The organism is Streptomyces sp. NPDC029122, from assembly GCF_055569445.1.
The window spans coordinates 20211-42341 of record NZ_JBVHWK010000018.1; the positions used below are offsets into that span (position 1 = coordinate 20211).

Consider the following 22131-nt stretch of genomic DNA (forward strand, 5'->3'; position numbering starts at 1 on the left):
CAAAAACCACGCTCCCACCCCTTGCGGAAAAAACCGCCCCCCCAACAACAAACACAAGGGGAAACCCCCCCCCCCCCCCCCCCCCCCCCCCCCCCCCCCTGCCCCCCCCCCCCCCCCCCCCCCCCCCCCCCCCCGCCAGGGCGCCGGGCAGCAGCCGGGCCGCGAGGTCGATCATCCGGTGCAGGTTCGGCCCCGCCGGCGGCTCGTACGGGTAGTCCACCGCCTCCGCGATGTCCCAGGCGTGCACCCAGCACTCGAAGGCCCGCTCCAGGAAGGCGTCACCCAGGGGCAGGGCGAAGCCCCCGTAGTCCACGGACAGTTCGGCCACGCCCCGGCCGGCGAAGGACACGGTGCGGACCAGCGTGTGCCCCTGGGACCGCCACGGTTCGCGGACCTGCCGGGTGACGGGGAAGCGGGAGGAGTTCCAGAAGTGCTCGGTGCGGTCCGTGGGGCCGCCCGGCGGCGCCTGGGGACCCAGCGGGTCGTCCAGCCCCAGCGCGGTGGCGATCAGCCCGTCGACCGTGAGGAGGTGCCCGATCACCCCGGCGACCGTGGTGCGGTGCGAGCGCCGGCGTTCCTCCTCGAACCACTTCAGCCGGACCGGGGTGTGCCACTCCGAGTCGCCGAAGTCCCGCAGCAGTGCGTCGAGGCGCGCCGTCTCGGTGTCGTACGGGGCCGCCCACGCCGGTACGGGGATGCGGGCGGGGCGCTTGCCCAGGCAGTCCTCCAGCACGCGCGAACGCAGCAGCGGTTTGAGGTCGAGGCTCTCCTCGGGGTGCAGCAGACCCACCGCGTCGCGCAGCCGCAGCGCCTCCTCGGCGCAGGGCGCGCACTCGGTGAGGTGGTCCTCGACGGCCTGGGTCTCCTCGGTGGAGCAGGCGGCGAGCGCCCATGCGCCGAGCAGGGACTTCAGTACCGCGTGCGAGGGCGGTGCGGGCGGCAGCGCCTCCGGGGCGTTCAGGTCGTCACCGGCCGCGCGGGGACCCGGTATCCGTGCGCGACCGCCCGTCCGCCGCTCGTACGCGTCGTCGGGGGTGTCTTCGGAAGGTCCGGTCATCGGGGAGTTCCGTATCCGCGTGGGCCGTATCCGGGCGGGGCGGTGTCCTCCCGGGGGAGGACGTTGGCGGTCGACAGCAGCTGGAGGCCGAGCCGGAGCCTGCGCCGGGCCTCGTCCTCGCTGATCTGCAGGTCGGCGGCGGCCTGGCGGTAGTCGCGGCGCTTGAAGTACGCCAGCTCCAGGGCGGCCCGCAACGGCGCGGGCATGGACGTGACGATGTAGTCGGCGCGGGCGGCCGCGTTGGCGCTGCGCACCTTCTGTTCGAGTTCCTCGCGCGAGCCCCGGCCCAGTTCGGCCTGGCGCAGCCTGGCGACGGCCTGGCCCTGGGTGATCCGGGCGACCCAGGAGCGCATGGAGCCCTGCTTGGGGTCGTAGGCGTCCGGGTTCTCCCAGATGTAGCCGAAGACCTCGCGGGTGATCCGGTCCGCGGCCTTCTCGTCGCCGAGGACCCGGTGGGCCAGGCTGTGGACCAGCGAGGCGAAGCGGTCGTAGAGCTCCCCCAGCGCGGCGGCCTCACCGCGGGCGAGGCGCTGCTGCATGCGACGGTCCCAGCGCGGTGGAACGTCCTTCGCCATCATGCCTCCAGCCGTGTGTCGACCCGTCAAATGTAGTGGGCATCGGATGGATCGCGCCGGTTTTGCGAGAACGTCGCCCCGCCGGCGGGACCCCCGTGCTAGGCGGCGCGCTGGTACACGCGTACGCGCCCCGGCGCGCTTCCCGTGCGCGGGTTCGATGCGGCCACCTCCTTGACCGCTTCGCTTAACGCGCAGGCCACCGAGGCCTTACGCTCCTGCCTGTCTTGATCTGCACCCCAACCGCACCCAACGCACACGTGAAGGCGGAAGCCGAACATGGACAGCGCAGAGTACGAGCGCAAGATCGCCGCTCGATTCGCCACCTTCGACCAGGACGGTTCCGGCTATATCGACCGGGAGGACTTCAGTACGGCGGCGAGGGCCGTGCTGGCCGAATTCGGTACGGCCGCGCGCTCGGACAAGGGTCAGGCGGTCTTCAGCGGCGCCGAGGCGTTCTGGCAGGGCATGGCCGGGATCGCCGACGTCAACGGCAACCAGCGCGTCTCCCGCGAGGAGTTCGTCACGGGCGCGGCGAAGCGGCTGCGGGACAACCCGCAGCGGTTCGCGGAGATCGCCCGGCCGTTCCTGGCCGCCGTGATCGCGGTGGCGGACGAGGACGGCGCGGGCGCCACCCCGGCGGCGGCGGCCCGCGTGCTGCGCGTCCTCGGCACCGAGCCGGGCCTGGCCGCGCAGGTGGCGGGGGCCCTGGACACGGACGGCGACGGCCGCATCTCGGAGGACGAGATCCTGGCCGCCTTCGCAGGCTACTGCGGCGTCGACCCCGACGCCTGAGCCGGGACGCCGCCACACGACGCCGACGCCTGGGACCGGACGCCGCCGCGTGACGCCGGCCCGGCGCCCAACGCCCCACGCCCGCCCGGGGCCACCGCCCCGGGCGCTGTCCGGGCCCGCGGTAGCGTGCGCTTCCAGCCGGGACGATCACAGGAGGCGGCGGCGTGCGGAACGTACGGGAAGTGCAGCGGCACCCGGTCGGCGAGGAGCGGACGGCCGGGGCGCTCGACGGCATCGCCGTCCGGACCTGGACGCGCTACGACCGCATGTACGCCGACCCGGCGCCCGAGCGGCTGCGGGAGATGGGCGACGAGCTCCTCGACCACGTCGCCGCCCGCACCGCGGTGGACGGCCGGCTCGACGGGACGGCCCGCACGGCGCTGCTCACCGCCGCGCAGTGTGCCCTGGGGGTCCTCGGCATCGGCTGCTTCCCGGGCGGCGACCAGGAGGTCCCGCTCCCGCTCGTCAACGAGACGGCCGGCAGCGAGGACTTCGACTTCCGGAGCGCCGTCACCGCGGCCCCCACCGCCCGCACCTGGCTCGACGCCTTCGAGGCCGCGGTGGTCAGCGGACTGGTGTGGGACTGGCGGAAGGTGTCCGGTCTGCTGCTGCGCGACGACTACGCGCCCGCCCTGCGCGACGGGGTGCCGTACTCGCCGCACACCTCGCGGTCGGAGCCGTCGGACCTCGCCGCGATGGACGCGCTGTGCGGCTACCTGACCGCGAGCACCGGCCACCGGCCCAGCGACTGGCCGACCGTGCCGCTGTGCAAGCCCGACGCCGCCACGCGCGCCGGGGCGGCCCGCCGGCTGGACGCCGCGGGACCGCTGACCGCGGACCAGCGGCTGCTGCGCGTGCTCCTCGACGACGACCGGGCGGCCTTCGAGGAGGCCCTCGCGGACCGGCTCACGGCCCACCGCGCGAGCGCGGAGGCGGAGCCGGAGCCCGCGCCCCGGACCCTGCTGCCGCTGGGGCCGCTGGCCCTGGCGGCCCTGGCCGTCCAGACGCACCGGTGGGAGCTCGGCGTCCGCTCCGGCTACCTGCCGCCCGAGCTGCTGGGCTCCCCCGACGCGATGGACCTGGCCGCGCGGACCGAGGTGAACCGGCTGGGCGGCTGGGTCGCCGCCGACGCCCCCTGAGGGCGCGCGGGGGCACCCGTACGGTGTGCCCCGGGTCCGCAGGACCTACGCGAAGACGACCGTCCGCGAGCCGTTGAGCAGCACCCGGTGCTCGCTGTGCCACTTCACGGCCCGTGCCAGCGCCTGGCACTCCACGTCCCGCCCGATGGCGACCAGCTGGTCGGGGGTGACCTCGTGGCCGACCCGCTCGACCTCCTGCTCGATGATCGGCCCCTCGTCGAGGTCGGCGGTCACGTAGTGGGCGGTGGCGCCGATCAGCTTCACACCGCGCGCGTGCGCCTGGTGGTACGGCTTCGCGCCCTTGAAGCTCGGCAGGAAGGAGTGGTGGATGTTGATGATCCGCCCGCTCAGCTCCTTGCACAGGGTGTCCGACAGCACCTGCATGTACCGGGCGAGCACCACCAGCTCGACGTTCTGCTCGCGCACCAGCTCCAGCAGCCGCGCCTCCGCGTCCGCCTTCGTCTCCTTGGTCACCGGGATGTGCACGAAGGGGATGTCGTACGAGCCGACCAGCTCGGCGAAGTCGGTGTGGTTCGAGACCACCGCCGCGATCTCCACCGGCAGCGCGCCGATCCGGGAGCGGAACAGCAGGTCGTTCAGGCAGTGCCCGAACTTCGACACCATCAGCACGATCCGCATCCGCTCGTCGGAGCGGTGGATCTGCCAGTCCATCCGGAAGGAGTCGCCGATCGCTGCGAAGCTCGCGCGCAGCTTCTCCACCGTCACGGCGGGCTCGGCCTCGAAGTGCACCCGCATGAAGAAGAGCCCGGTCTCCCGGTCTCCGAACTGCTGGCTGTCCACGATGTTGCAGCCGGTCATGAAGAGGTAGCTCGACACGGCGTGCACGATGCCCTGCTTGTCGGGGCAGGAGACGGTCAGGACGTACTGGGCCTGGGCCTCGGCCCGGGGCTGTGGGTGTTCGCTCATGACGGCACAGCCTTTCACACCACGCGGGTCAGCATTTTCAGCACGTCGACGGAGCTCGGCCGCTCGTCCGGGTCCTCCCCGTCCGCCGTCGACATCCGTACGTGCGCCTCGCGCGACGCCCGCACCGCCTCCGGCCAGTCCTGGTGGCCGAGGTACGCGGACACGGGCGCGTCGGGGCCGACCTGGTGCAGGATCCGCAGCACCCGCAGGACGGCGAGGTCGACCAGGGCCGCCTCCTGCGCGTCGCGGAAGATCGTGCCGACGTACTTGTCGGCGGACCAGCTGTCGAGCCAGGTGTCCTCGACGAGCCGGTACACGGCGTCGGTGACGTCCCCGTACCCTTCGGCGCCAGCCAGCCAGACCTCCTCCTGGAACACCGGGTCGGAAAGCATGTGCAGCGCCGAGCGCACGTTGCTGCGCCAGCGCCACCACGGCATGTCGTTGAGGGGCATGCCGCCCATGGTGGAGGAGCGGCCGCCGCGGCGGGAAGAGTTCTTCGAACCTTGGGCGAATGTCACGCTTTCGATCGTACGTTCCCCCGACCTGCGATCTTGAAGCAGCTGTGGGTGGCCGGCCCCCCGCAATTCACCCGGGCGTCACCCGCTGTTGTGTCCATCTCATCGCCGAGTTACCCGCGGGGCGGAAGGGTCGGTGGACATGACGCCTCACCGACGTGTAACTACCTTGACCCGCCTGCTCGTTGCCACGGCGACGGGCGCGTGTCTCACGACGGCGTGCGGGGTGGTCCCCGGTGGTCCGGGGGGCTCCGGGGACTCCCTCACGGTCATGACCTTCGCACCCATGGGCACCAAAGCGACCAATATGCCCGGCATGCCGGGCATGGCCAAGACCTACGAACGCTGGGTGAACGCCAACGGCGGCATGAAGGGCCGCAAACTGCGCGTGATCACCTGCAACGAGCAGAACACCGCCACCGGCGCCGCCGACTGCGCCCGCAAGGCCGTCACCGAGAAGGCCGTCGCGGTCATCGGCTCGTACAGCCAGCACGGGCGCGCCTTCATGGCCCCGCTGGAGGCCGAGGGCATCCCCTTCATCGGCGGCTACGGCGTCTCCGCCGAGGAGTTCCAGAGCACCCTGTCCTACCCGGTCAACGGCGGGCAGCCCGCGCTGCTCGCCGGGGCCGGCCACCAGCTCGGCAAGGCCTGCTCCCAGGTCTCCCTCGTCCGCCCGGACACCCTCGCGGGCGACACGATGCCGGTCCTGCTGAACGCGGGGCTCAAGGCCAACAGCATGCCGGAGGCCTCCGACATCCGGGCCGCCGAGGACTCCGCCGACTTCAAACCGCAGGCCCGCGAGGCGCTCGGCGGCACCCCGACGGCGCCGGCCGCCCCGGCCGGCACGCCGGCGAGCACCCCCGCGGCCCCGACGCCCGCCGGCCCGGCATCCGCCACGCCGTCCACGGCCAGGAACCCGAAGGCCCCAGGGGCGCCGAAGCCCGCGGCCACCGACCCGGCCAAGGACAAGAGCTGCGTGACGGCGGTCCTCGGCGAACGCACCGAGATCTTCTTCGACGCCTTCCGCCGCGTCGACACCCAGCGCAGGACGCAGATCTCCTCCGTCCTCGGCAGCATCAGCCAGGCCCTGGTGGACCGCACCGGCGGCAAGGACAGCCCCTTCGAGGGCGCCTACGTCACCAGCTGGTACCCCGTGTCGACCGACCCGCTGTGGGCGCCGATGCGCAAGGTGATCAGCGAGCAGGCCTTCGGCGACCACGCCGTGGACCCCGACGACAGCGGGGCCCAGACCACCTGGATCGCGTACAGCGTCCTCGACCGGATCGTCCAGCGGTTCAAGAGCGACGAGGAGATCACCGCCCGCAAGCTGGCCCGGGCCCTCAACCAGTCACCGGGCGTCCACACCGGCAACCTCACCCCCGACCTGAGCTGGCGCTACCAGGACATGCGCGCCGTCGCCGGGTTCCCGCGCCTGGTCAACGGCCGGGTCAGCTTCCAGACCGTCCAGTCGGGCCGCCTCGTCGCCCAGCCCGGCGAGCAGAACCTCGACATGACCCCGACCCTGGAGCAGGCCCCCCGCTCGGCCTGACCGCCCGGGCGGGGCCGGCGCCGGTCAGAGCTGGGACTTGTCCCGCTTCGTCAGGCCGTACTTGGCGGCGATCGTGTTCCACATGGCCGCCGCCGACTCCTTGGCCTTGGTGGCCTCGCCGCTCGCCTTGTTGCCGTCGGCCGCGTCGTCCGTGGTCTTGGCCTTGCCGTCCTTGCAGCCGCCCTTGTCACGGGCGGCGTCGTCCGCCCAGGCCGCGTAGCTGGTGTCGGCGTCCGCCGAAGCCTTCCAGGCCTTCGTGAGCGCGGCCGACAAGCGGGCGTGGTTCGGGAGCAGGTCCACCTTGAGCTCCTGGAGCCGGGTGACCAGCTCCTCGCGCTGGCGGGCGGCGGCGCGCAGGTCCTGGGCCGCCTGCCCCAGGTTCTTGCAGTCCTTGATGTCGTCCACGGCCTTGATCACCGAGGCCCGGCTGTCGCCGGCGTCCGCGAGCAGCTTGTCGAGCTGGACGGCCTGCGGGCGGGCCGGGTCGACCGCCGCCTCGCCGGGCGCCGCCCCCGAGCCGGCGGAACCGCTGGCGGCGGGGGCCACCGCTCCCGGGTCGGTGTTCTGGGCCTTGCCGTCGCCGAGCATCGCGCCCACCCCGAGCCCGGCCACGATCAGCCCGAAGACGGCGGCCGCGATGACGGCGGGCGGGATCCGGCGCGCGGGCGCCGGGGGCGGGGCCGCAGGCGCGTACTGCTGGGCCTGCTGCGGCTGTTGGAACTGCTGGGGCGGCGGGGGCTGCTGGGCCCGGTGCGGCCCGCCGCGCCGCGCCGGCGCGGGCGGCGGAGTCCGGCGCGGCCCCGGGTCGGGGACGGGCTGCGACTGCCGGCTGGGCCCGGTGGCATCGGCGTCGCCGTCGGCCCGGAACAGCGCGTCGAAGCCCTCGGCGGCGTTCGCCGAGGGCGCGCCGCCGCCGGGGACGGGCGGGATGTACTGGGTGGCCTGCTCGTGCGGATCCGCGGGGACGGGCGGGATGTACTGGGTCGCCTGCTCGTGCTCCGCCGCCGGGACCGGAGCCATGTACTGGGTCGCCTGCTCGTGCGCCGGGACCGGCGGGACCGGAGCCATGTACTGCGTGGCCTGCTCGTGCGGATCCGCCGTGACCGGCGGGATGTACTGGGTCGCCTGCTCGTGCTCCGCCGCCGGGACCGAAGCCATGTACTGGGTCGCCTGCTCGTGCGCCGGGACCGGCGGGACCGGAGCCATGTACTGCGTGGCCTGCTCGTGCGGATCCGCCGTGACGGGCGGGATGTACTGGGTCGCCTGGTCGTGCCCGGCCGCCCGGACCGGCGGGATGTACTGCGTCGCCGCGTCCGGCAGCGGCGGGTAGCCGTAGCCGTGCGGGTCCCCCGGCCCCTCGAAGCCCGGGCCCACGACGTGGCCCGCCGGCGGCGGATACCCGTACGCGGGCTGCCCGGGCTGCGACGGCGGCTCGTACGGGGGCTCGTACGCGGGCTCGTTCGGCCCCGCGTACTGCTGCGGTGCCTGGAGGTCCGGCGCCGCCGGGTACCCGTACGCCGGGGGCGCGGGGGATGCCGGGGGTGCCGGGGGTGTTCCCCACGCCTCCCCGGCCTGCGGCCCCGGCTGCTGCGGGTAGCCGGGAGCCGGCGCCGGCTGTGCCTGATGCGGCGTCCCGGGCTGGGGGACGCCCCCTTGTCCGTTCTCCGTCACCGGGACTCCTTCTGCCTTCTCCGACTCGTCCGAACCCACGGAACCGTCGGGTCACGCTACCCGGTCACGCCACGCGCACGTCAGGCCGCCTGAACCTCCAGCCGCGCCCCGAACTCCCGCACGGCCGGTTCCTCCCGGTACGGTTCCAGCCGCGCCCGGAAGTCGTCCAGGTACTCCGCACCCCGCCGCGAACGCAGCGACCCCAGCAGTTCGGCCGCCGTCGTCGCCGTCTGGCAGGCCTGCTCCACCTCCCGCTGCTGCACCTGCGAGGCCGCCAGCAGCAGCAGCCCGATGGCCCGGCGGCGGGCCTTCGTCGCGGGCAGGTGCCGCAGCGCCTCCTCGGCGCGCCTGCCCGCCGCGTCGGCCTGCCCCAGGTCCCGGTGGCAGTGCGCGAGCTCGTCCGCCAGGTAGGCCTGGTCGAAGTGGCGGATCCACACCGGGTCGTCGCCGGACTCCGGCTCGGCCCGCTCCAGCGCCGTCACCGCCCGCCCCGACAGCACCGCCGTGGCCCTGGCGTCGCCGAGCAGCGCGTGCCCGCGCGCCTCGGCGGCGTAGAACATCGCCTCGACCCGCGGCGTGACCTGCCCGCGCGTGCCCTCCTGCGCGGCCCGCGCCAGCTGCGCGATCTCCCGCGGATTGCCCAGCTCGGCGGCGAGGTGGCTCATGGACGCGGCCAGTACGTAGCCCCCGTACGCGCGGTCGCCCGCGGCCTGCGCCATCCGCAGGGCCTGGATGTAGTAGCGCTGGGCCAGACCCGGCTGGCCGGTGTCCACCGCCATGTAGCCGGCCAGCTCGGTGAGCCGGGCCACCGCCGCGAACAGGGCCCGCCCGACCGGCTCCCGGTAGGAGCCCGCGATCAGGCCCGACACCACGGAGTTGAGGTAGTGCACCACCACGGGCCGCACGTGCCCGCTGCCGAAGCGGTGGTCGAGGTCGGTCAGGGCCTCGGTGGTCGCCCGTACCGCCTCCACGTCCGGCATCCCCACCCGCGCCCCGCCGCTGCGCGCCACCTGCGGGTCGGCGCCGGTGATCAGCCAGTCCCGGCTCGGCTCGACCAGGGCGGAGGCCGCCACGCTCGACCCGGACAGGAAGTCGCGGCGTCCCACGTCGCTGCGCCACAGCTCGCAGACCTGCTCGATGGCGCCGATGACCGTCGGGGAGAAGTGCAGGCCCACGCCGGAGGCGAGGTTCTTCCCGTTGGCCATGCCGATCTCGTCGATGGTGACGGTCCGGCCCAGTTTGCGGCCGAGGGCTTCCGCGATGATGCCGGGCGCCCGGCCGCGCGGCTGCTGGCCGCGCAGCCAACGGGCGACCGAGGTCTTGTCGTAGCGGAGATCGAGGCCGTGCTCGGCCCCGCACATGTTGACGCGCCGTGCGAGCCCGGCGTTGGAGCACCCGGCTTCCTGGATGAGCGCTTGCAGCCGTTCGTTCGGCTGGCGCGCTACGAGAGGCCTGGCTGCCATGAAAACCCCCTGAGGCCGCGGGTGATCGATGGAATGATCACTTCCCGCCTGAAGTGCGGAGAATCTTCCGCTCTGCGACGTGTCGTTACCCAACGACCGCGCCCCGCCCTCCCACGCGCCCCCGCTCATGCATCCGTGCGCCCCGTATGCAGGATCGATGCAGCGCCCACAGGCTGGTTTACGGCCGTAACCCGGCGTGACCGCGGGAGTTGTGATGGGCGTGGAAGAGACCATCACAGTCACGGAGACCGCGCCCATTCCCCAGCAGCGCGGGGATCAACTGCTCGACCATGCCGTGCGGTACGTGGAAGAACGGCACTGGGACGTCTTCGCCGGCACGTGGCTGGAGCCCGGCGACGGCCGGGAGGTGTGCTCCTGCGGGGCGGACGACTGCCCGGCGCCCGGCGCGCACCCGGCGGTCAAGGACTGGGCGTCGCTGGCCTCGGGCAGCGCGGTGGGCGTGCGGCGGATCTGGGGCAAGCACCCCGGCGCCTCCATCCTGATGCCGACGGGCCGCACCTTCGACGCGCTCGACGTACCGGACTCCGCCGGGTTCCTCGCGCTGGCGCGGCTGGAGCGCACCGAGCGGACGCTCGGCCCGGTCGCGCTGACCCCCGACCACAGGATGCTGTTCTTCGTCCTGCCGGGCGCCGGGGCGAAGGTGCCGGACCTGGTGCGCAAGCTGGGCTGGCTGCCGCACGCCATCGACCTGGTCGCGCGGGGCGAGGGGCAGTACGTGGCCGCGCCGCCGACCCGCTTCGGCGGCAAGGGGCCGGTGCAGTGGGCCCGTAAGCCCACGCCGGCGAACCGGTGGCTGCCGGACACCGAGGAGCTGATCGACGCGATCGCGTACGCCTGCGGCAGCGAGGCGGCCGCGGCCCGCGGCCGGCGCAAGCCCTGACCTCGTCCTTTCCCCGCGGCCACCGCCTGACATACGTGTCCGCAAGTTCATGACATTCGTAACTGCTGAGGCCTCTTCCCTTCCTCCTATGGTGAGGACAGTACGACCACGGGGAACAGAACGAGAGGCAGGCGCATGCCGGACCAGGGTTATGCGACGGGCGGTACGGGCGGGACGGGTGGGGGCGCGCGATCCGCGCAGCCCGTGGCCGCCGTGCGGGTAGAGGGACTGTGGAAGCGCTTCGGCGAGCAGGTGGCCGTCGCGGGGATCGACCTGGAGCTGCCGGCCGGCCGCTTCGTCGGGCTCGTCGGCCCGAACGGCGCCGGGAAGACGACCACGTTGTCCATGGTGACCGGGCTGCTGCGCCCGGACATGGGCCGGGTGGTCGTCGCCGGACACGACGTGTGGGCCGACCCCGTCGAGGTGAAGTCCCGCATCGGCGTCCTGCCCGAGGGGCTGCGGATGTTCGAGCGCCTCTCCGGGCGGGAACTCCTCGGCTACATGGGCCGTCTGCGCGGGCTGCCGGGTGAGGAGACCGACAAGCGGGCGACGCAGCTGCTGGACGTACTGGACCTCGCGGGCTCCCAGCACAAGCTGGTCGTCGACTACTCGACGGGCATGCGCAAGAAGATCGGTCTCGCGGCGGCGCTGCTGCACAACCCCGAAGTCCTCTTCCTGGACGAGCCGTTCGAGGGCGTGGACCCGGTGTCCGCGCAGACCATCCGCGGGGTGCTGGAACGTTACACCGCGTCCGGTGCGACCGTCGTGTTCTCCTCCCACGTGATGGAGCTCGTCGAATCGCTCTGCGACTGGGTGGCCGTCATGGCGGGCGGACAGATCCGCGCCGCCGGCCCGCTCGCCGACGTACGGGGCTCCGCGCCCTCCCTCCAGGCCGCCTTCCTCGAACTCGTCGGCGCCCGCGACCACGCGGCCGGCGACTCCCTCGACTGGCTCGGCGGCGCGCGATGAGCAGCGCCACCGCCGCCCCCTCCGCGGCCTCCGTCACCTCCCTCTTCGTCCGCCTGAAGCTCTCCCTGATGCGCAACGGCCTCAAGGGGTCATCGAAGCGCAAGGCCGTCTGGATCATCAGCCTGGTGATCTCGCTGGTCTTCTCCCTCTTCGTCACCCTGGGCCTGGCGATGCTGCACGGCCACCTCCACGCCGGGACCGTGGTCGTCCTGCTGGCCGCGATCCTCGCGCTCGGCTGGACCGTGATGCCGCTCTTCTTCCCGACCGGCGACGAGACGCTCGACCCGAGCCGGCTCGTGATGCTGCCGCTGCGGCCGCGTCCGCTCGTCCGGGCCCTGCTGGCCTCCTCCCTGGTCGGCACCGGCCCGCTGTTCACGCTCTGCATCGCCGCCGGCTCGGTGGCGGCGGTGGCGCACGGCCCGGCGGGCATCGCGGCGGCCGTGGTCGGCGCCCCGCTCCTGCTGCTCGCCTGCGTGGCGCTGGCCCGCGCCGTGGCCACGGCGAACGTACGGCTCCTGTCCAGCCGCAAGGGACGCGACCTCGCGGTGCTCAGCGGCCTGCTGATCGCGATAGGCGCCCAGGTCGTCAACTTCGGCAGCCAGCGCCTGTTCCAGGAAGGCGGTCTGGCCGCGCTGGAGCCGGTCGAGGCGATCGTGCGCTGGCTGCCGCCGGCGACGGCCGTCGGCATGGTGGACTCCGTGAGCGAGGGCGCGTACGGCACCGCAGCGGCCCAGCTGGCCCTGACCCTCGGCGCCCTCGCGGCCCTCCTGTGGTTCTGGGAGCGCAGCCTGACCAGCCTGATGGTCAGCCCGGACGGCTCCACCCTCGCGGCCGCGAAGCCCGAGAAGGACCGGGGCGGCGCCGGCGGCTTCTGGTCCCTCCTGCCGGGCGGACGCACCGGCGCGGTCATCCAGCGCACCCTGCGCTACGCCGTCCGCGACCCGAAGACGAAGTCCGCCTGGGTGTCGTCGCTGGCGATCGGCCTGATCGTCCCCGTCTTCAACGCCCTCCAGGGCACCGGCTCGGTGTACCTGGCCTGCTTCGGCGCGGGGATGCTCGGCGTACAGATGTACAACCAGTTCGGGCAGGACACCTCCGCCTTCTGGATGGTCGCCCAGACCATCTCCACCGCGCGCGACGCGTACGGCGAACTGCGCGCCCGCGCCGCCGCGCTGGCCCTGGTCACCGTCCCGTACACCGTCCTCGTCACGGTCGTCACCGCCGCCCTGGTGGGCGACTGGGCCGGCTTCCCGCCGGCCCTGGGCCTGGCGCTGGCCCTGCTCGGCTCGATGCTGTGCACGGGCGCGCTGGTCTCGGCGCACTTCGCGTACTCCATCCCGTCGGAGGGGGCGTTCAAGAACGTCGCCCCGGGCCAGGCCGGCCTCGCCTGGCTGGGCATCGTCTGCGGCATGCTCGCCTCGGCGGTGATCTGCGCACCGGTGATCGGCCTGACGGTGTACATCAGCCTGGCGGACGACCCGGGCACCCTGGGCCTGCTCGCCCTCCCCATCGGCATCGCCTGGGGCTGCGCGGCGACCTGGGCGGGCCTGCGCGTGGCGGCCCCGGCGGTGGCCCGCAAGCTCCCGGAGATCCTGACGGCGGTCAGCAAGGGCTGACCCGCCCTCGTACACGGGGCAGGGGGCGGCGGGCACCAACCCGCCGCCCCCTGCGGCCGTTTCCACCCCCGTCCGGAACCACGCGGTTCAGCCTGCCGCGTCAGGGCCGAGCGAGCCGCCGTCAGCGAGCGACGGCTCTGAACGCCCGGCGGTAGGCCGTCGGGGAGGTGCCCAGGGTGGCTGCGAGGTGTTGGCGGAGGGAGGCCGCCGTGCCGAAGCCCGCTTCGGCGGCGACCTGGTCCACCGGGAGGGCGGTGGTTTCCAGGAGGCGGCGGGCGTGGTCGACGCGGCGTTGGGTCAGCCACTGGCCCGGGGGTGTGCCGACCTCCTCGGCGAAGCGGCGGCAGAAGGTGCGGACGCTCATTCCGGCGTGGTCCGCCAGCTGCGCGAGGGACAGCGGCTCGTCCAGGTGACGCAGGGCCCAGCTTCGGGTCGCGGCCGTCGTGGCGGCTTCCGGCTCCGGCATGGGGCGCTCGATGTACTGGGCCTGGCCGCCTTCCCGCCACGGCGGGACCACGCACAGGCGCGCCACCCGGTTGGCGATCTCGCTGCCGTGGTCGCGGCGGAGCAGGTGCAGGCACAGGTCCACCCCCGCGGCGACGCCGGCGGCCGTCAGGACGCGGCCGTCGTCGACGAAGAGGACGTTCTCGTCGACCTCGACCCGCGGGAAGGCCCGTTGGAAGTGGCCCGCCTCGTTCCAGTGCGTGGTGGCGCGCCGGCCGTCGAGCAGTCCCGCGGCGGCGAGGACGTACGAGGCCGTGCAGATCGAGACGATGCGGGCGTGCGGCGGAAGTAGGGCGAGGGCCTCGGCGAGCTCGGCGGGCAGCCAGGCGCGGGAGGTGTCCGGGCCGCAGGTGAAGGGCGGGATGACCAGGGTGTCCGCCGTGCGCAGGGCCTCGCTGCCGTGGTGCACCGTGATGGTGAAGTCCGCGCTCGTCGTGACCGGGCCACCGGTCAGGCCGCAGGTGGTGACCTCGTACAGCGGCTCGCCGTCCGGGCCTTGGGCGGTGCCGAAGATGCGTACGGGGATGCTCAGTTCGAAGGGGTAGACCCCTTCGAGGGCCAGGACCACGACACGGTGCAGCGCAGAAGTCATGGCAAGATCCTTTCAGATGGTGGCAGTCCTGCCACTCGTTCCGGTGGGGGCCGTGCGGAAATCTTGGTCTCGGGACGGGGCCGCGGGGGCCCCGCCGAGAGCGGGGGTGGCGTCATGCGTGCGGTGGCTCAGGACGGGTTCGGCGGGCCCGAGGTGCTGAAGGTCGTCGAGGTGGAGCGGCCGGAGCCGGGGCCGGCCGAGGTGCTCGTACGGGTCCACGCGGCCGGGGTCAACCCGACGGACTCCTGGCACCGGGCCACCGGCGGGCTCGCCGGCGAGGTCGTCCGGCTCGGCTGGGACGTCTCCGGGACCGTCGAGGCGGTCGGGCTGGGCGTCACCACCCTCGCCCCGGGCGACGAGGTCTTCGGCATGCCGCGCCACCCCGTCCCGGCGGGCACGTACGCGGAGTACGTCACCTCCCCCGCCCGGCACCTGGTCCGCAAGCCCGCCGCGCTGAGCCACGTACGGGCCGCCGCGCTGCCGCTGGCCGCGCTCACCGCCTGGCAGGCCCTCGTGGACACCGCCGACGTGCGCCCGGGGCAGCGGGTGCTGGTCCACGCGGCGGCCGGCGGGGTCGGGCACCTCGCCGTGCAGATCGCCAAGGCGCGCGGCGCGTACGTCATCGGTACGGCCCGCGCGGCCAAGCACGCGTTCCTGCGCGGGCTGGGCGCGGACGAGGTGGTCGACTACACCGCCGTCGCCTTCGAGACGGCCACCCCGCCCGTCGACGTCGTGGTCGACGCCATCGGCGGGAAGTACGGGCCGCGTTCGCTGCGCGCCCTGCGCCCCGGCGGCATCGTGGTCTCCCTCGCCTCCCCGGCCGAGGCCCGCCTCGCGGAGGAGGCCCGCCCGCTGGGCCTGCGCGCCGCCTTCATGGCGGTGGAGGCCGACCAGGCGGGGATGCGGGAGATCGCCGCGCTGGCGGAGGCCGGGCTGCTGCGGCCCGAGATCGACACGGTGCTGCCGCTGGAACTGGCCGGGAAGGCACACGAGTTGAGCGACAGCGGCCGGACCACGGGGAAGATCGTCCTTTCCGTCATCGACTGATCGGCCGCCCGGCGCCCCTCCCCGGCGGCACCGGGCCTCCGGGCCCCTCTTCGAGGGGCTCCGCTAGGAGACGGCCACCGCCTCCAGGAAGGGCTCCAGCGCCGAGCGCAGGGCGGCCGGCTGGTCGTAGTGGACGTAGTGGCCGGCGTCCGGGATCTCGGCGTACTGGCCGGCCGGGAGGACGCGGACCATCTCCTGGGCCTCCGCCCGGCCCAGCTCGCCGTCCAGGCCGCGCACGACGAGGGTGGGGCAGCGGACCTGGGCCAACTCCTCCCAGTGCGCGTCGTGCACCCAGGTCTCGCGGACGGTCAGCATCTGGCTGCGGGAGAAGAGCGGGCGCCAGCCGTCCGGCGCCTGGTGCATCACCTCGGCGAAGAAGGCCCCGCGGCCGGGGTCGGGGCGCTCCACCCGGGGGTCGTCCTCGCCGAACCAGCGGCGGGCGGCGTCCTGGGTGGGGAAGGGCAGCGGCCAGCGGCGGAACCACTCCTGCCAATCCTGCTGCGAGGCCTCGCCGAGCGCGGAGGCACGCATGTCGCAAATGACCAGGGCCTGGACCAGCTCGGGGCGCCGGGCGGCGAGCTGCCAGCCGGTGAGGGCGCCCATGGAGTGGCCGATGACGACGACGGGACCGAGGCCCAGCTGCTCGATGACGGCCTCGGCATCGGCGACGAAGGCCTCGCGGCCCAGGCGCGCGGCCCGCTCGGGTCCGGTCACGGGATGGCCGCTGTGGCCGTGCCCGCGCTGGTCGAGGGCGATGACGCGGCGGTGCTCGCCCAGCCAGCGCGCGGTGCCGGCCCAGTGGAGGGCGCGGCCCATCAGGCCGTGGAGTAACAGGACCGCCGGTTTCCGGGGCTCCGCAGGCGGCTCCCGGAACTCCCAGGCCGCCAGGCGTACGCCGTCGGCACCCGTGACATCGATCCGCTGTACCACCGGAGATGCACCCCCTTCGCTCCCGGCCAGACTATCGAACCCGCATTCGAAAACGGGCGTCTCGCCGACAACACCGCTCTTTCGAGTGACCTTGCTCAAGGATTGGCCGCCACTGCCGATGGAGATCCTTTCAACAGGGAGGCGGGCCGCTCGGGGAAGACGGTCCGAAGGGGATGACCTTGAGAGCTCGGGGCTCCAGGTCAGCAAGGGGAGGACCGGTCCCGGCGCCGAAAGGCGCCGGGACCGCCTTGCGTCCGGCCGCCGGCGCCGGGGCGCCGACGGCCGTCAACCCCCTGGGGACGTCAGCGCTTGGCGACGAACACGTGCGACGCGATGTCCGCGTCCAGCTCCGCGGCCTCCCCGCCGCTGCCGACCAGCACCCCGCCCGGGGACTCCGTCACGCTCACCACCGAGCCGGGCTGCACGCCCGCCCGGCGCAGCGTGTACATCAGCTGGGCGTCGGTCTGGATCGGCTCCCCGATCCGCCGGATGACGACCGTCTTGCCCTCGGTGCCCGGATCCAGCTCGGACAGGCTGACCATGCCGTCCTCCAGGAACGGATCCGCCTCGGCCTTCTCCCCCAGCTCCTCCAGCCCCGGGATCGGGTTCCCGTACGGCGACTCGGTCGGGTGGCGCAGCAGCTCCAGTACGCGCCGCTCCACCGCCTCGCTCATCACGTGCTCCCAGCGGCAGGCCTCGGCGTGCACCTGCTCCCACTCCAGGCCGATGACGTCGACCAGCAGGCACTCCGCGAGGCGGTGCTTGCGCATCACCCGCGTCGCGAGCTTGCGGCCCTCGTCGGTCAGCTCCAGGTGCCGGTCACTGGCCACCGCGACCAGACCGTCGCGCTCCATGCGCGCCACGGTCTGGCTCACCGTCGGGCCGCTCTGGTCCAGCCGCTCGGCGATCCGGGCGCGCATGGGGACCACACCTTCCTCTTCCAGCTCCAGGATGGTGCGGAGGTACATCTCCGTGGTGTCGATCAGTCCGGACATTCGTGCCCCTCGGATTGCGTGCGCTGGCCCTGCCCCCAATTCTGACGCATCGGGCCGACAACCGTCCCGCGCCGAGCGTCAAGGCATGTACGGGACATCAGCCGGAGCGCATCGGCGCAGCAAGGAGAACGGCTGCCCTCGGATTGACGTCCGTATTGACACGCCCTTGGTCCAGACCGCACGGTGAGCGGCGGACAGCACCCACACCCTGGAAGGCCTACGGCGTATGAGCGAGAGCAAGCTGGCCGGGCAGTTCTTCGACGCGGCCATCGGCCTGCTGGAGCGGGTACGCGACGAGGAGGGCTCACGGATCACCGAGGCCGGAGCCGTGATCGCCCGGGCCGTCGCCTCCGGGAACCGGCTGTTCGCCTTCGGCGCCGGGCACTCCTCGCTGCCCGCGCAGGACGTGGTCTACCGGGCCGGCGGGCTCGCGCTGATGAACTTCCTGGCCGTCCCGGGCACGGTCGGCGTCGACGTCATGCCCGCCACGCTGGGCAGCGCGCTGGAGCGGGTCGACGGCCTCGCCGGCGCGGTCCTGGACAGCAGCCCGGCCTCCGCCGGGGACGTACTGGTCGTCATCTCGCTCTCCGGACGCAACGCGCTGCCGGTCGAGATGGCGATGAACGCGCGCGCGATCGGCCTGAAGGTCATCGGCGTGACGTCGGTGGCGTACGCGACGGAGACCAAGTCGCGGCACGTCTCGGGCACCTACCTGAAGGACCACTGCGACATCGTGCTGGACAGCAAGATCGCGGTCGGGGACGCGGAGCTGTCGGTGGACGGCATCGACGCGCCGTTCGCTCCCGCGTCGACGGTGGTGACCAGCGCGATCATGCAGGCGGTGATGGCGGCGGCGGCGGGCGAGCTGGTGGCGCGGGGCGTGGAGCCGCCGTTGCTGCGGTCGGGGAACGTGGACGGCGGGCACGAGTGGAACGGGCGGGTCATTCGGGAGTACGGGGACCGGATCTTCTTCCGGCACTGAGGGGCCGCGCCGCTGCACGGGGCCGAAGTCCCCTGGCAACCGCCCCACAGGCAACCCCGCCACCCCCGAACCACCCGGCCAGGGTCAGCCGCACTCCGCCCGGCGAGGGCAACGGATCGCCAGGTCCAGGTCCGCCGCCACCCGGGCCGCCACCTCCTCCGCGTACAGCGCGTCCGCGCGTTCGAACGCCGGGCGCGACGGGCCGCGGAGGAAGGTGAGGGCGCCCAGGGTGCGGCCGCGGCTGCGGAGCACCGCGCACAGGGCGTGCGTGGCGCCCGGGGGCCACTGGCGGGCCGAGGCCCACGCCGCGGCCGCCTCGCCGGCGGGGGCGCTGGCCCGCACCGGGCCGATCCGGTCCAGGGCCTGGAGCGCCGGGTGCGCGGCCTCGTAGCGGACCGGGATCGCCCCCGGCCCGGGCAGCAGCAGGGCCAGCCCCGAGGGGGACACCGCCGAGCGGACCAGGCGCCGTCCCGGCCCGGGTTCCAGTACGTCGACCAGCGCGTGCTCCGCGAAGCCGGCCAGCGCGAAGTCCAGCCGGACTGCGGCCGCCTCCGCCGGGTCCTCGCACTCGGCGGCGGCGCGCCCCGCCCGGTACAGCTGGTTGGTCCGGAACCGCAGCTGCCCGGTGTCCAGCTCGGCCTGCCGGGCCTCGGTGACGTCCTGGAACAGCCAGCCGACCCCCAACGGCACCGGCTCCTCCGCGAGCGGCGACCCCAGCCGCAGGAACCCGCACCGCCAGCACCGCCGCCGCACCCCCTCCGGGGTCCGCACCGACACCCACAGCTCCAGCGGCGCCGGCGGCGCACCCTCCGCCAGCACGTGCTGGAGCGCGCCCTCCAGTTCCTCCACGCCCTGCTCCAGCAGGTCTCCGAGCGGCCGCCCGAGCAGCGCGCCGCGTCCGGCTCCGAAGGCGTGGGCGGCGTGCGCGTTGACCACCGCGGGGCGCAGGTCGACGTCGACGAGCACGACCCCCCAGGAGGCGTCGTCCATCAGCGCCTCGCTGAGGGCGATGGACCGCTCCAGGTCGATCTGCGCGTGGACCTCGCTGAAGGCGCAGTAGACCCCGGCGGGCTTCCCGTCGGAGCCGGGCACCGCGGCGGACTGGGTCCGTACGAGGATCCGCCCGCCGTCCTTGGTCAGCAGGGCGAACTCGTGGACCTGCCGGCCCGGCGCGTCCTGCGCGGACATCAGCCGGGCCTGTACGTCGTCCGCGTCCGCGGCGCGCACCGCCCAGCCCGCGAATCCGGCCCGGCCCACCGCTTCGGCGGCGGTCCAGCCGAGGATCCGTTCGGCCTCGCGGTTCCAGTGGGTGATCACGCCGTCGGCGTCGAACGCGCACAGGGCGGCGTCCATCCCGTCGAGCAGCGCTGCGAGCAGATCGTCGGCGGTCTCACTACGCCCGGAAGCCCTCACCTGGCACCCCCTGCAGGTGTTCGCGTGTGCGGCACGTCAGATCATTGAACTCGAACGTGACCCAGGCCACACCCGCTTCCCGGAAACCTCCCGGAATGTCCCCCCCGGGGCTTCTCCGGAATTCCCTCGATAAATCACTTGAGGGCCCTGGAGGGCCGACCTAGGCTCTGTCGTACACGAGAAGGGAGGTGGTTCCCGAAATGTACGGAAACCGGACGCGTGAGGTGGCTGCGGGCTAGGGCCCGTCGTCAGCAGCGCACCCAGTGCGGTGCCCGGCGGAATCGCCCGGCGCCAATCCACAGCAGTCACCCGACCCGCGGGCTCGCCGGCACGTCCGGCCGGCTCCTCTCACTGCAGGAGAGGAACCCGAGCCCGCGGGTCGTCTGCGTCAGGGGCCGGGCGTGACCCGCCGGCCCTACGGGCAGAGGCGCTCGACGCCCCACCCGTCCCCGTCCAAGACGTATCGCAGCCTGTCGTGCAGGCGGTTCTCGTGACCCTGCCAGAACTCCAGCGCGTCGGGCAGCACCCGCAGCCCGCCCCACTCCGGCGGCACCGGGACCTGCTCACCCTCCGGGTAGCGCTCCTCCAGCTCCGCGTAACGGCGGTCCAGCTCCGCGCGCGAGCCGATCACCCTGGACTGCGCGCTCGCCCACGCGCCCAGCTGCGAGCCGTGCGGACGGGAACGGAAGTAGGCGGCCGTCTCGTCCCGGCCGATCCGCTCCGCCCGGCCCGTCACGATGACCTGGCGGGCGATCGGATGCCAGGGGAAGAGCAGCGAGACGTACGGGTTCTCGTCGATCTCCCGCACCTTGCGGGAGCCGTAGTTGGTGAAGAAGACGAAGCCCCGCGAGTCGAACTGCTTCAGCAGGACCGTCCGGGAGCTCGGCCGCCCCTGGGCGGTGGCCGTCGAGACGACCATCGCGTTGGGCTCGAAGAGGTGCGAGTCGGCCGCCTGCTGGAACCACAGGGCGAACTGCGCCATCGGGTCGTCAGCGAGGTCCGCCTCCTCGACGATCTGGGAGCGGTACTGCTTGCGCATGACGGCGGGGTCAATGTCCTGATCGGTCACACGGTCATCCTGCCGCAGTACGCCGGGCGCCGGTGTGCCGTATGTCACGCTTCCGCAGGCCCACCGGAACGGACAAAATCTTGGGGCCGGTCCGAGGGTTCGCACGGATGACCTTCGGCCCTGCCGGGCATCAACGGGGATGACCGCGCCGGACCGCGAATCACGCCGGGAACCGCGCGTGTTCGCACTACCTGAGGAGCCGCCTGATGTCCGATTTCGTACCCGGACTCGAAGGGGTCGTCGCGTTCGAGACGGAGATCGCCGAGCCTGACAAGGAAGGCGGATCGCTCCGCTACCGGGGCGTCGACATCGAAGACCTCGTCGGCCACGTGTCCTTCGGGAACGTCTGGGGCCTGCTGGTCGACGGTGCTTTCAACCCCGGCCTGCCGGCCGCCGAACCCTTCCCCATCCCGGTCCACTCCGGTGACATCCGCGTCGACGTGCAGTCCGCACTCGCGATGCTCGCCCCCGTATGGGGTCTGAAACCGCTGCTCGACATCGACGTGCGGACCGCCCGCGACGACCTGGCGCGCGCGGCCGTGATGGCGCTGTCGTACGTCGCCCAGTCCGCCCGCGGCCAGGGCCTGCCGATGGTGCCGCAGCGCGAGATCGACAAGGCCGAGTCCGTCGTCGAGCGGTTCATGATCCGCTGGCGGGGCGAGCCCGACCCCAAGCACGTCAAGGCCGTCGACGCGTACTGGACCTCCGCCGCCGAGCACGGCATGAACGCCTCCACCTTCACCGCCCGCGTCATCGCCTCGACCGGTGCGGACGTCGCCGCGGCGCTGTCCGGCGCCGTCGGCGCCATGTCCGGGCCGCTGCACGGCGGGGCGCCCTCCCGCGTCCTCGGCATGATCGAGGAGATCGAGCGCACCGGCGACGCCGTGGCGTACGTGAAGAAGGCCCTCGACAAGGGCGAGCGCCTGATGGGCTTCGGCCACCGCGTCTACCGCGCCGAGGACCCCCGCGCCCGCGTCCTGCGCCGCACCGCCAAGGAGCTCGACGCCCCGCGCTATGAGGTCGCCGCCGCCCTGGAGAAGGCCGCGCTGGAGGAGCTCCACGCGCGCCGCCCCGACCGGGTGCTCGCCACCAACGTGGAGTTCTGGGCCGCGATCATGCTGGACTTCGCGGAGGTCCCGGCGCACATGTTCACCTCCATGTTCAGCTGCGCCCGCACCGCCGGCTGGTCGGCGCACATCCTGGAACAGAAGCGCACCGGCCGCCTGGTGCGTCCGTCGGCGCGCTACGTCGGCCCGGGCCCGCGCGACCCGCGCGAGATCGAGGGGTACGCCGGCATCACCGACGCCGCCGCCACGGGCTGAGGGCCCGCGTACCCCTCCGGGGGGGGGGGGGGGGGCGGGGGGGGGGGGGGCGGGGGGGGGGGGGGGGTGGGGGGCCAGGGGGGGGGGGGGGGGGAGGGGGGAG

The 22131-nt window shown here is 73.6% G+C and carries 20 protein-coding genes; 9 read left to right on the forward strand and 11 right to left on the reverse strand.

Going from position 1 to position 22131, the window contains the following annotated elements; genetic code table 11:
• On the reverse strand, window positions 1-1057 hold a 1057-nt coding region (locus ACZ4WZ_RS21085), incomplete at its 3' end, for a maleylpyruvate isomerase N-terminal domain-containing protein (protein WP_467892449.1).
• Window positions 1054-1632 (reverse strand): sigma-70 family RNA polymerase sigma factor, encoded by a 579-nt coding sequence (locus ACZ4WZ_RS21090; RefSeq protein ID WP_007265652.1) that lies wholly within the window; start codon window positions 1630-1632, stop codon window positions 1054-1056. The genes ACZ4WZ_RS21085 and ACZ4WZ_RS21090, both read right to left, overlap by 4 nt.
• Before the next feature lie 276 nt (window positions 1633-1908).
• On the opposite strand from ACZ4WZ_RS21090, the gene ACZ4WZ_RS21095 reads away from it, so the two are divergent.
• A complete protein-coding gene (locus ACZ4WZ_RS21095; RefSeq protein WP_467892450.1) occupies window positions 1909-2424 on the forward strand; it encodes an EF-hand domain-containing protein in 516 nt (171 codons plus the stop codon).
• Between the two features lie 164 nt (window positions 2425-2588).
• Complete coding sequence (locus ACZ4WZ_RS21100) at window positions 2589-3563, forward strand: immunity 49 family protein (RefSeq protein WP_467892452.1); 975 nt, start codon at window positions 2589-2591, stop codon at window positions 3561-3563.
• Window positions 3564-3608: 45 nt separating this feature from the next.
• On the opposite strand, the gene purU is transcribed toward ACZ4WZ_RS21100, so the two are convergent.
• Both purU and ACZ4WZ_RS21110 read right to left on the reverse strand, forming a co-directional pair.
• Complete coding sequence (gene purU / locus ACZ4WZ_RS21105) at window positions 3609-4490, reverse strand: formyltetrahydrofolate deformylase (protein WP_388945982.1); 882 nt, start codon at window positions 4488-4490, stop codon at window positions 3609-3611.
• Window positions 4491-4504: 14 nt separating this feature from the next.
• A complete protein-coding gene (locus ACZ4WZ_RS21110; protein ID WP_467892619.1) occupies window positions 4505-4951 on the reverse strand; it encodes an SCO4402 family protein in 447 nt (148 codons plus the stop codon).
• Between the two features lie 196 nt (window positions 4952-5147).
• Between ACZ4WZ_RS21110 and ACZ4WZ_RS21115 the strand changes: the two genes are divergently transcribed.
• Window positions 5148-6554, forward strand: coding sequence for an ABC transporter substrate-binding protein (locus tag ACZ4WZ_RS21115; RefSeq protein WP_467892621.1), 1407 nt, complete (start codon window positions 5148-5150; stop codon window positions 6552-6554).
• 24 nt (window positions 6555-6578) lie between these two features.
• Here ACZ4WZ_RS21115 and ACZ4WZ_RS21120 read toward each other — a convergent pair whose 3' ends face one another.
• Both ACZ4WZ_RS21120 and ACZ4WZ_RS21125 read right to left on the reverse strand, forming a co-directional pair.
• Window positions 6579-8225, reverse strand: a complete 1647-nt coding sequence (locus ACZ4WZ_RS21120; RefSeq protein WP_467892453.1) for a hypothetical protein — start codon at window positions 8223-8225, stop codon at window positions 6579-6581.
• Between the two features lie 80 nt (window positions 8226-8305).
• Window positions 8306-9688, reverse strand: coding sequence for a transcriptional regulator (locus ACZ4WZ_RS21125; protein WP_467892454.1), 1383 nt, complete (start codon window positions 9686-9688; stop codon window positions 8306-8308).
• A gap of 214 nt (window positions 9689-9902) precedes the next feature.
• On the opposite strand from ACZ4WZ_RS21125, the gene ACZ4WZ_RS21130 reads away from it, so the two are divergent.
• From ACZ4WZ_RS21130 to ACZ4WZ_RS21140, 3 genes are all read left to right on the forward strand, one after another.
• On the forward strand, window positions 9903-10589 hold the full coding sequence (locus tag ACZ4WZ_RS21130) for a bifunctional DNA primase/polymerase (RefSeq protein WP_467892456.1): 687 nt from the start codon (window positions 9903-9905) through the stop codon (window positions 10587-10589).
• 135 nt (window positions 10590-10724) lie between these two features.
• Window positions 10725-11558, forward strand: coding sequence for an ABC transporter ATP-binding protein (locus tag ACZ4WZ_RS21135; protein WP_467892457.1), 834 nt, complete (start codon window positions 10725-10727; stop codon window positions 11556-11558).
• Window positions 11555-13174 (forward strand): transporter, encoded by a 1620-nt coding sequence (locus ACZ4WZ_RS21140; RefSeq protein ID WP_467892459.1) that lies wholly within the window; start codon window positions 11555-11557, stop codon window positions 13172-13174. The genes ACZ4WZ_RS21135 and ACZ4WZ_RS21140 overlap by 4 nt, the downstream gene beginning before the upstream one ends.
• A gap of 121 nt (window positions 13175-13295) precedes the next feature.
• Here ACZ4WZ_RS21140 and ACZ4WZ_RS21145 read toward each other — a convergent pair whose 3' ends face one another.
• A complete protein-coding gene (locus ACZ4WZ_RS21145; protein ID WP_467892460.1) occupies window positions 13296-14270 on the reverse strand; it encodes a GlxA family transcriptional regulator in 975 nt (324 codons plus the stop codon).
• Window positions 14271-14384: 114 nt separating this feature from the next.
• Between ACZ4WZ_RS21145 and ACZ4WZ_RS21150 the strand changes: the two genes are divergently transcribed.
• Window positions 14385-15317, forward strand: a complete 933-nt coding sequence (locus tag ACZ4WZ_RS21150; protein ID WP_467892462.1) for an NADP-dependent oxidoreductase — start codon at window positions 14385-14387, stop codon at window positions 15315-15317.
• Window positions 15318-15380: 63 nt separating this feature from the next.
• Here the strand turns inward: ACZ4WZ_RS21150 and ACZ4WZ_RS21155 are convergent, their stop codons facing one another.
• Window positions 15381-16247 carry an alpha/beta fold hydrolase gene (locus ACZ4WZ_RS21155; RefSeq protein WP_467892463.1) on the reverse strand — a complete coding sequence of 289 codons (867 nt, stop codon included), beginning with the start codon at window positions 16245-16247 and terminating at the stop codon, window positions 15381-15383.
• Between the two features lie 302 nt (window positions 16248-16549).
• Complete coding sequence (locus ACZ4WZ_RS21160; RefSeq protein ID WP_467892465.1) at window positions 16550-17242, reverse strand: metal-dependent transcriptional regulator; 693 nt, start codon at window positions 17240-17242, stop codon at window positions 16550-16552.
• Window positions 17243-17468: 226 nt separating this feature from the next.
• Here ACZ4WZ_RS21160 and ACZ4WZ_RS21165 point away from each other — a divergent pair, with 226 nt between their 5' ends.
• Window positions 17469-18224, forward strand: a complete 756-nt coding sequence (locus ACZ4WZ_RS21165; RefSeq protein ID WP_467892467.1) for an SIS domain-containing protein — start codon at window positions 17469-17471, stop codon at window positions 18222-18224.
• 84 nt (window positions 18225-18308) lie between these two features.
• Here the strand turns inward: ACZ4WZ_RS21165 and ACZ4WZ_RS21170 are convergent, their stop codons facing one another.
• Window positions 18309-19637 (reverse strand): PAS domain-containing protein, encoded by a 1329-nt coding sequence (locus ACZ4WZ_RS21170; protein ID WP_467892469.1) that lies wholly within the window; start codon window positions 19635-19637, stop codon window positions 18309-18311.
• A gap of 415 nt (window positions 19638-20052) precedes the next feature.
• Window positions 20053-20676 carry a pyridoxamine 5'-phosphate oxidase gene (gene pdxH / locus ACZ4WZ_RS21175; protein WP_467892623.1) on the reverse strand — a complete coding sequence of 208 codons (624 nt, stop codon included), beginning with the start codon at window positions 20674-20676 and terminating at the stop codon, window positions 20053-20055.
• Window positions 20677-20912: 236 nt separating this feature from the next.
• Here pdxH and ACZ4WZ_RS21180 point away from each other — a divergent pair, with 236 nt between their 5' ends.
• Window positions 20913-22028, forward strand: a complete 1116-nt coding sequence (locus ACZ4WZ_RS21180) for a citrate synthase 2 (protein ID WP_467892470.1) — start codon at window positions 20913-20915, stop codon at window positions 22026-22028.
• Window positions 22029-22131: the final 103 nt, after the last annotated feature.

Coding starts and splice junctions, on each gene's coding strand:
- ACZ4WZ_RS21090 (WP_007265652.1), bottom strand. CDS start 1,632: ATGGCGAAGGACGTTCCACCGCGCTGGGACCGTCGCATGCAGCAGCGC.
- ACZ4WZ_RS21095 (WP_467892450.1), top strand. CDS start 1,909: ATGGACAGCGCAGAGTACGAGCGCAAGATCGCCGCTCGATTCGCCACC.
- purU (WP_388945982.1), bottom strand. CDS start 4,490: ATGAGCGAACACCCACAGCCCCGGGCCGAGGCCCAGGCCCAGTACGTC.
- ACZ4WZ_RS21110 (WP_467892619.1), bottom strand. CDS start 4,951: ATGGGCGGCATGCCCCTCAACGACATGCCGTGGTGGCGCTGGCGCAGC.
- ACZ4WZ_RS21115 (WP_467892621.1), top strand. CDS start 5,148: ATGACGCCTCACCGACGTGTAACTACCTTGACCCGCCTGCTCGTTGCC.
- ACZ4WZ_RS21125 (WP_467892454.1), bottom strand. CDS start 9,688: ATGGCAGCCAGGCCTCTCGTAGCGCGCCAGCCGAACGAACGGCTGCAA.
- ACZ4WZ_RS21130 (WP_467892456.1), top strand. CDS start 9,903: ATGGGCGTGGAAGAGACCATCACAGTCACGGAGACCGCGCCCATTCCC.
- ACZ4WZ_RS21135 (WP_467892457.1), top strand. CDS start 10,725: ATGCCGGACCAGGGTTATGCGACGGGCGGTACGGGCGGGACGGGTGGG.
- ACZ4WZ_RS21140 (WP_467892459.1), top strand. CDS start 11,555: ATGAGCAGCGCCACCGCCGCCCCCTCCGCGGCCTCCGTCACCTCCCTC.
- ACZ4WZ_RS21145 (WP_467892460.1), bottom strand. CDS start 14,270: ATGACTTCTGCGCTGCACCGTGTCGTGGTCCTGGCCCTCGAAGGGGTC.
- ACZ4WZ_RS21150 (WP_467892462.1), top strand. CDS start 14,385: ATGCGTGCGGTGGCTCAGGACGGGTTCGGCGGGCCCGAGGTGCTGAAG.
- ACZ4WZ_RS21160 (WP_467892465.1), bottom strand. CDS start 17,242: ATGTCCGGACTGATCGACACCACGGAGATGTACCTCCGCACCATCCTG.
- ACZ4WZ_RS21165 (WP_467892467.1), top strand. CDS start 17,469: ATGAGCGAGAGCAAGCTGGCCGGGCAGTTCTTCGACGCGGCCATCGGC.
- pdxH (WP_467892623.1), bottom strand. CDS start 20,676: ATGCGCAAGCAGTACCGCTCCCAGATCGTCGAGGAGGCGGACCTCGCT.
- ACZ4WZ_RS21180 (WP_467892470.1), top strand. CDS start 20,913: ATGTCCGATTTCGTACCCGGACTCGAAGGGGTCGTCGCGTTCGAGACG.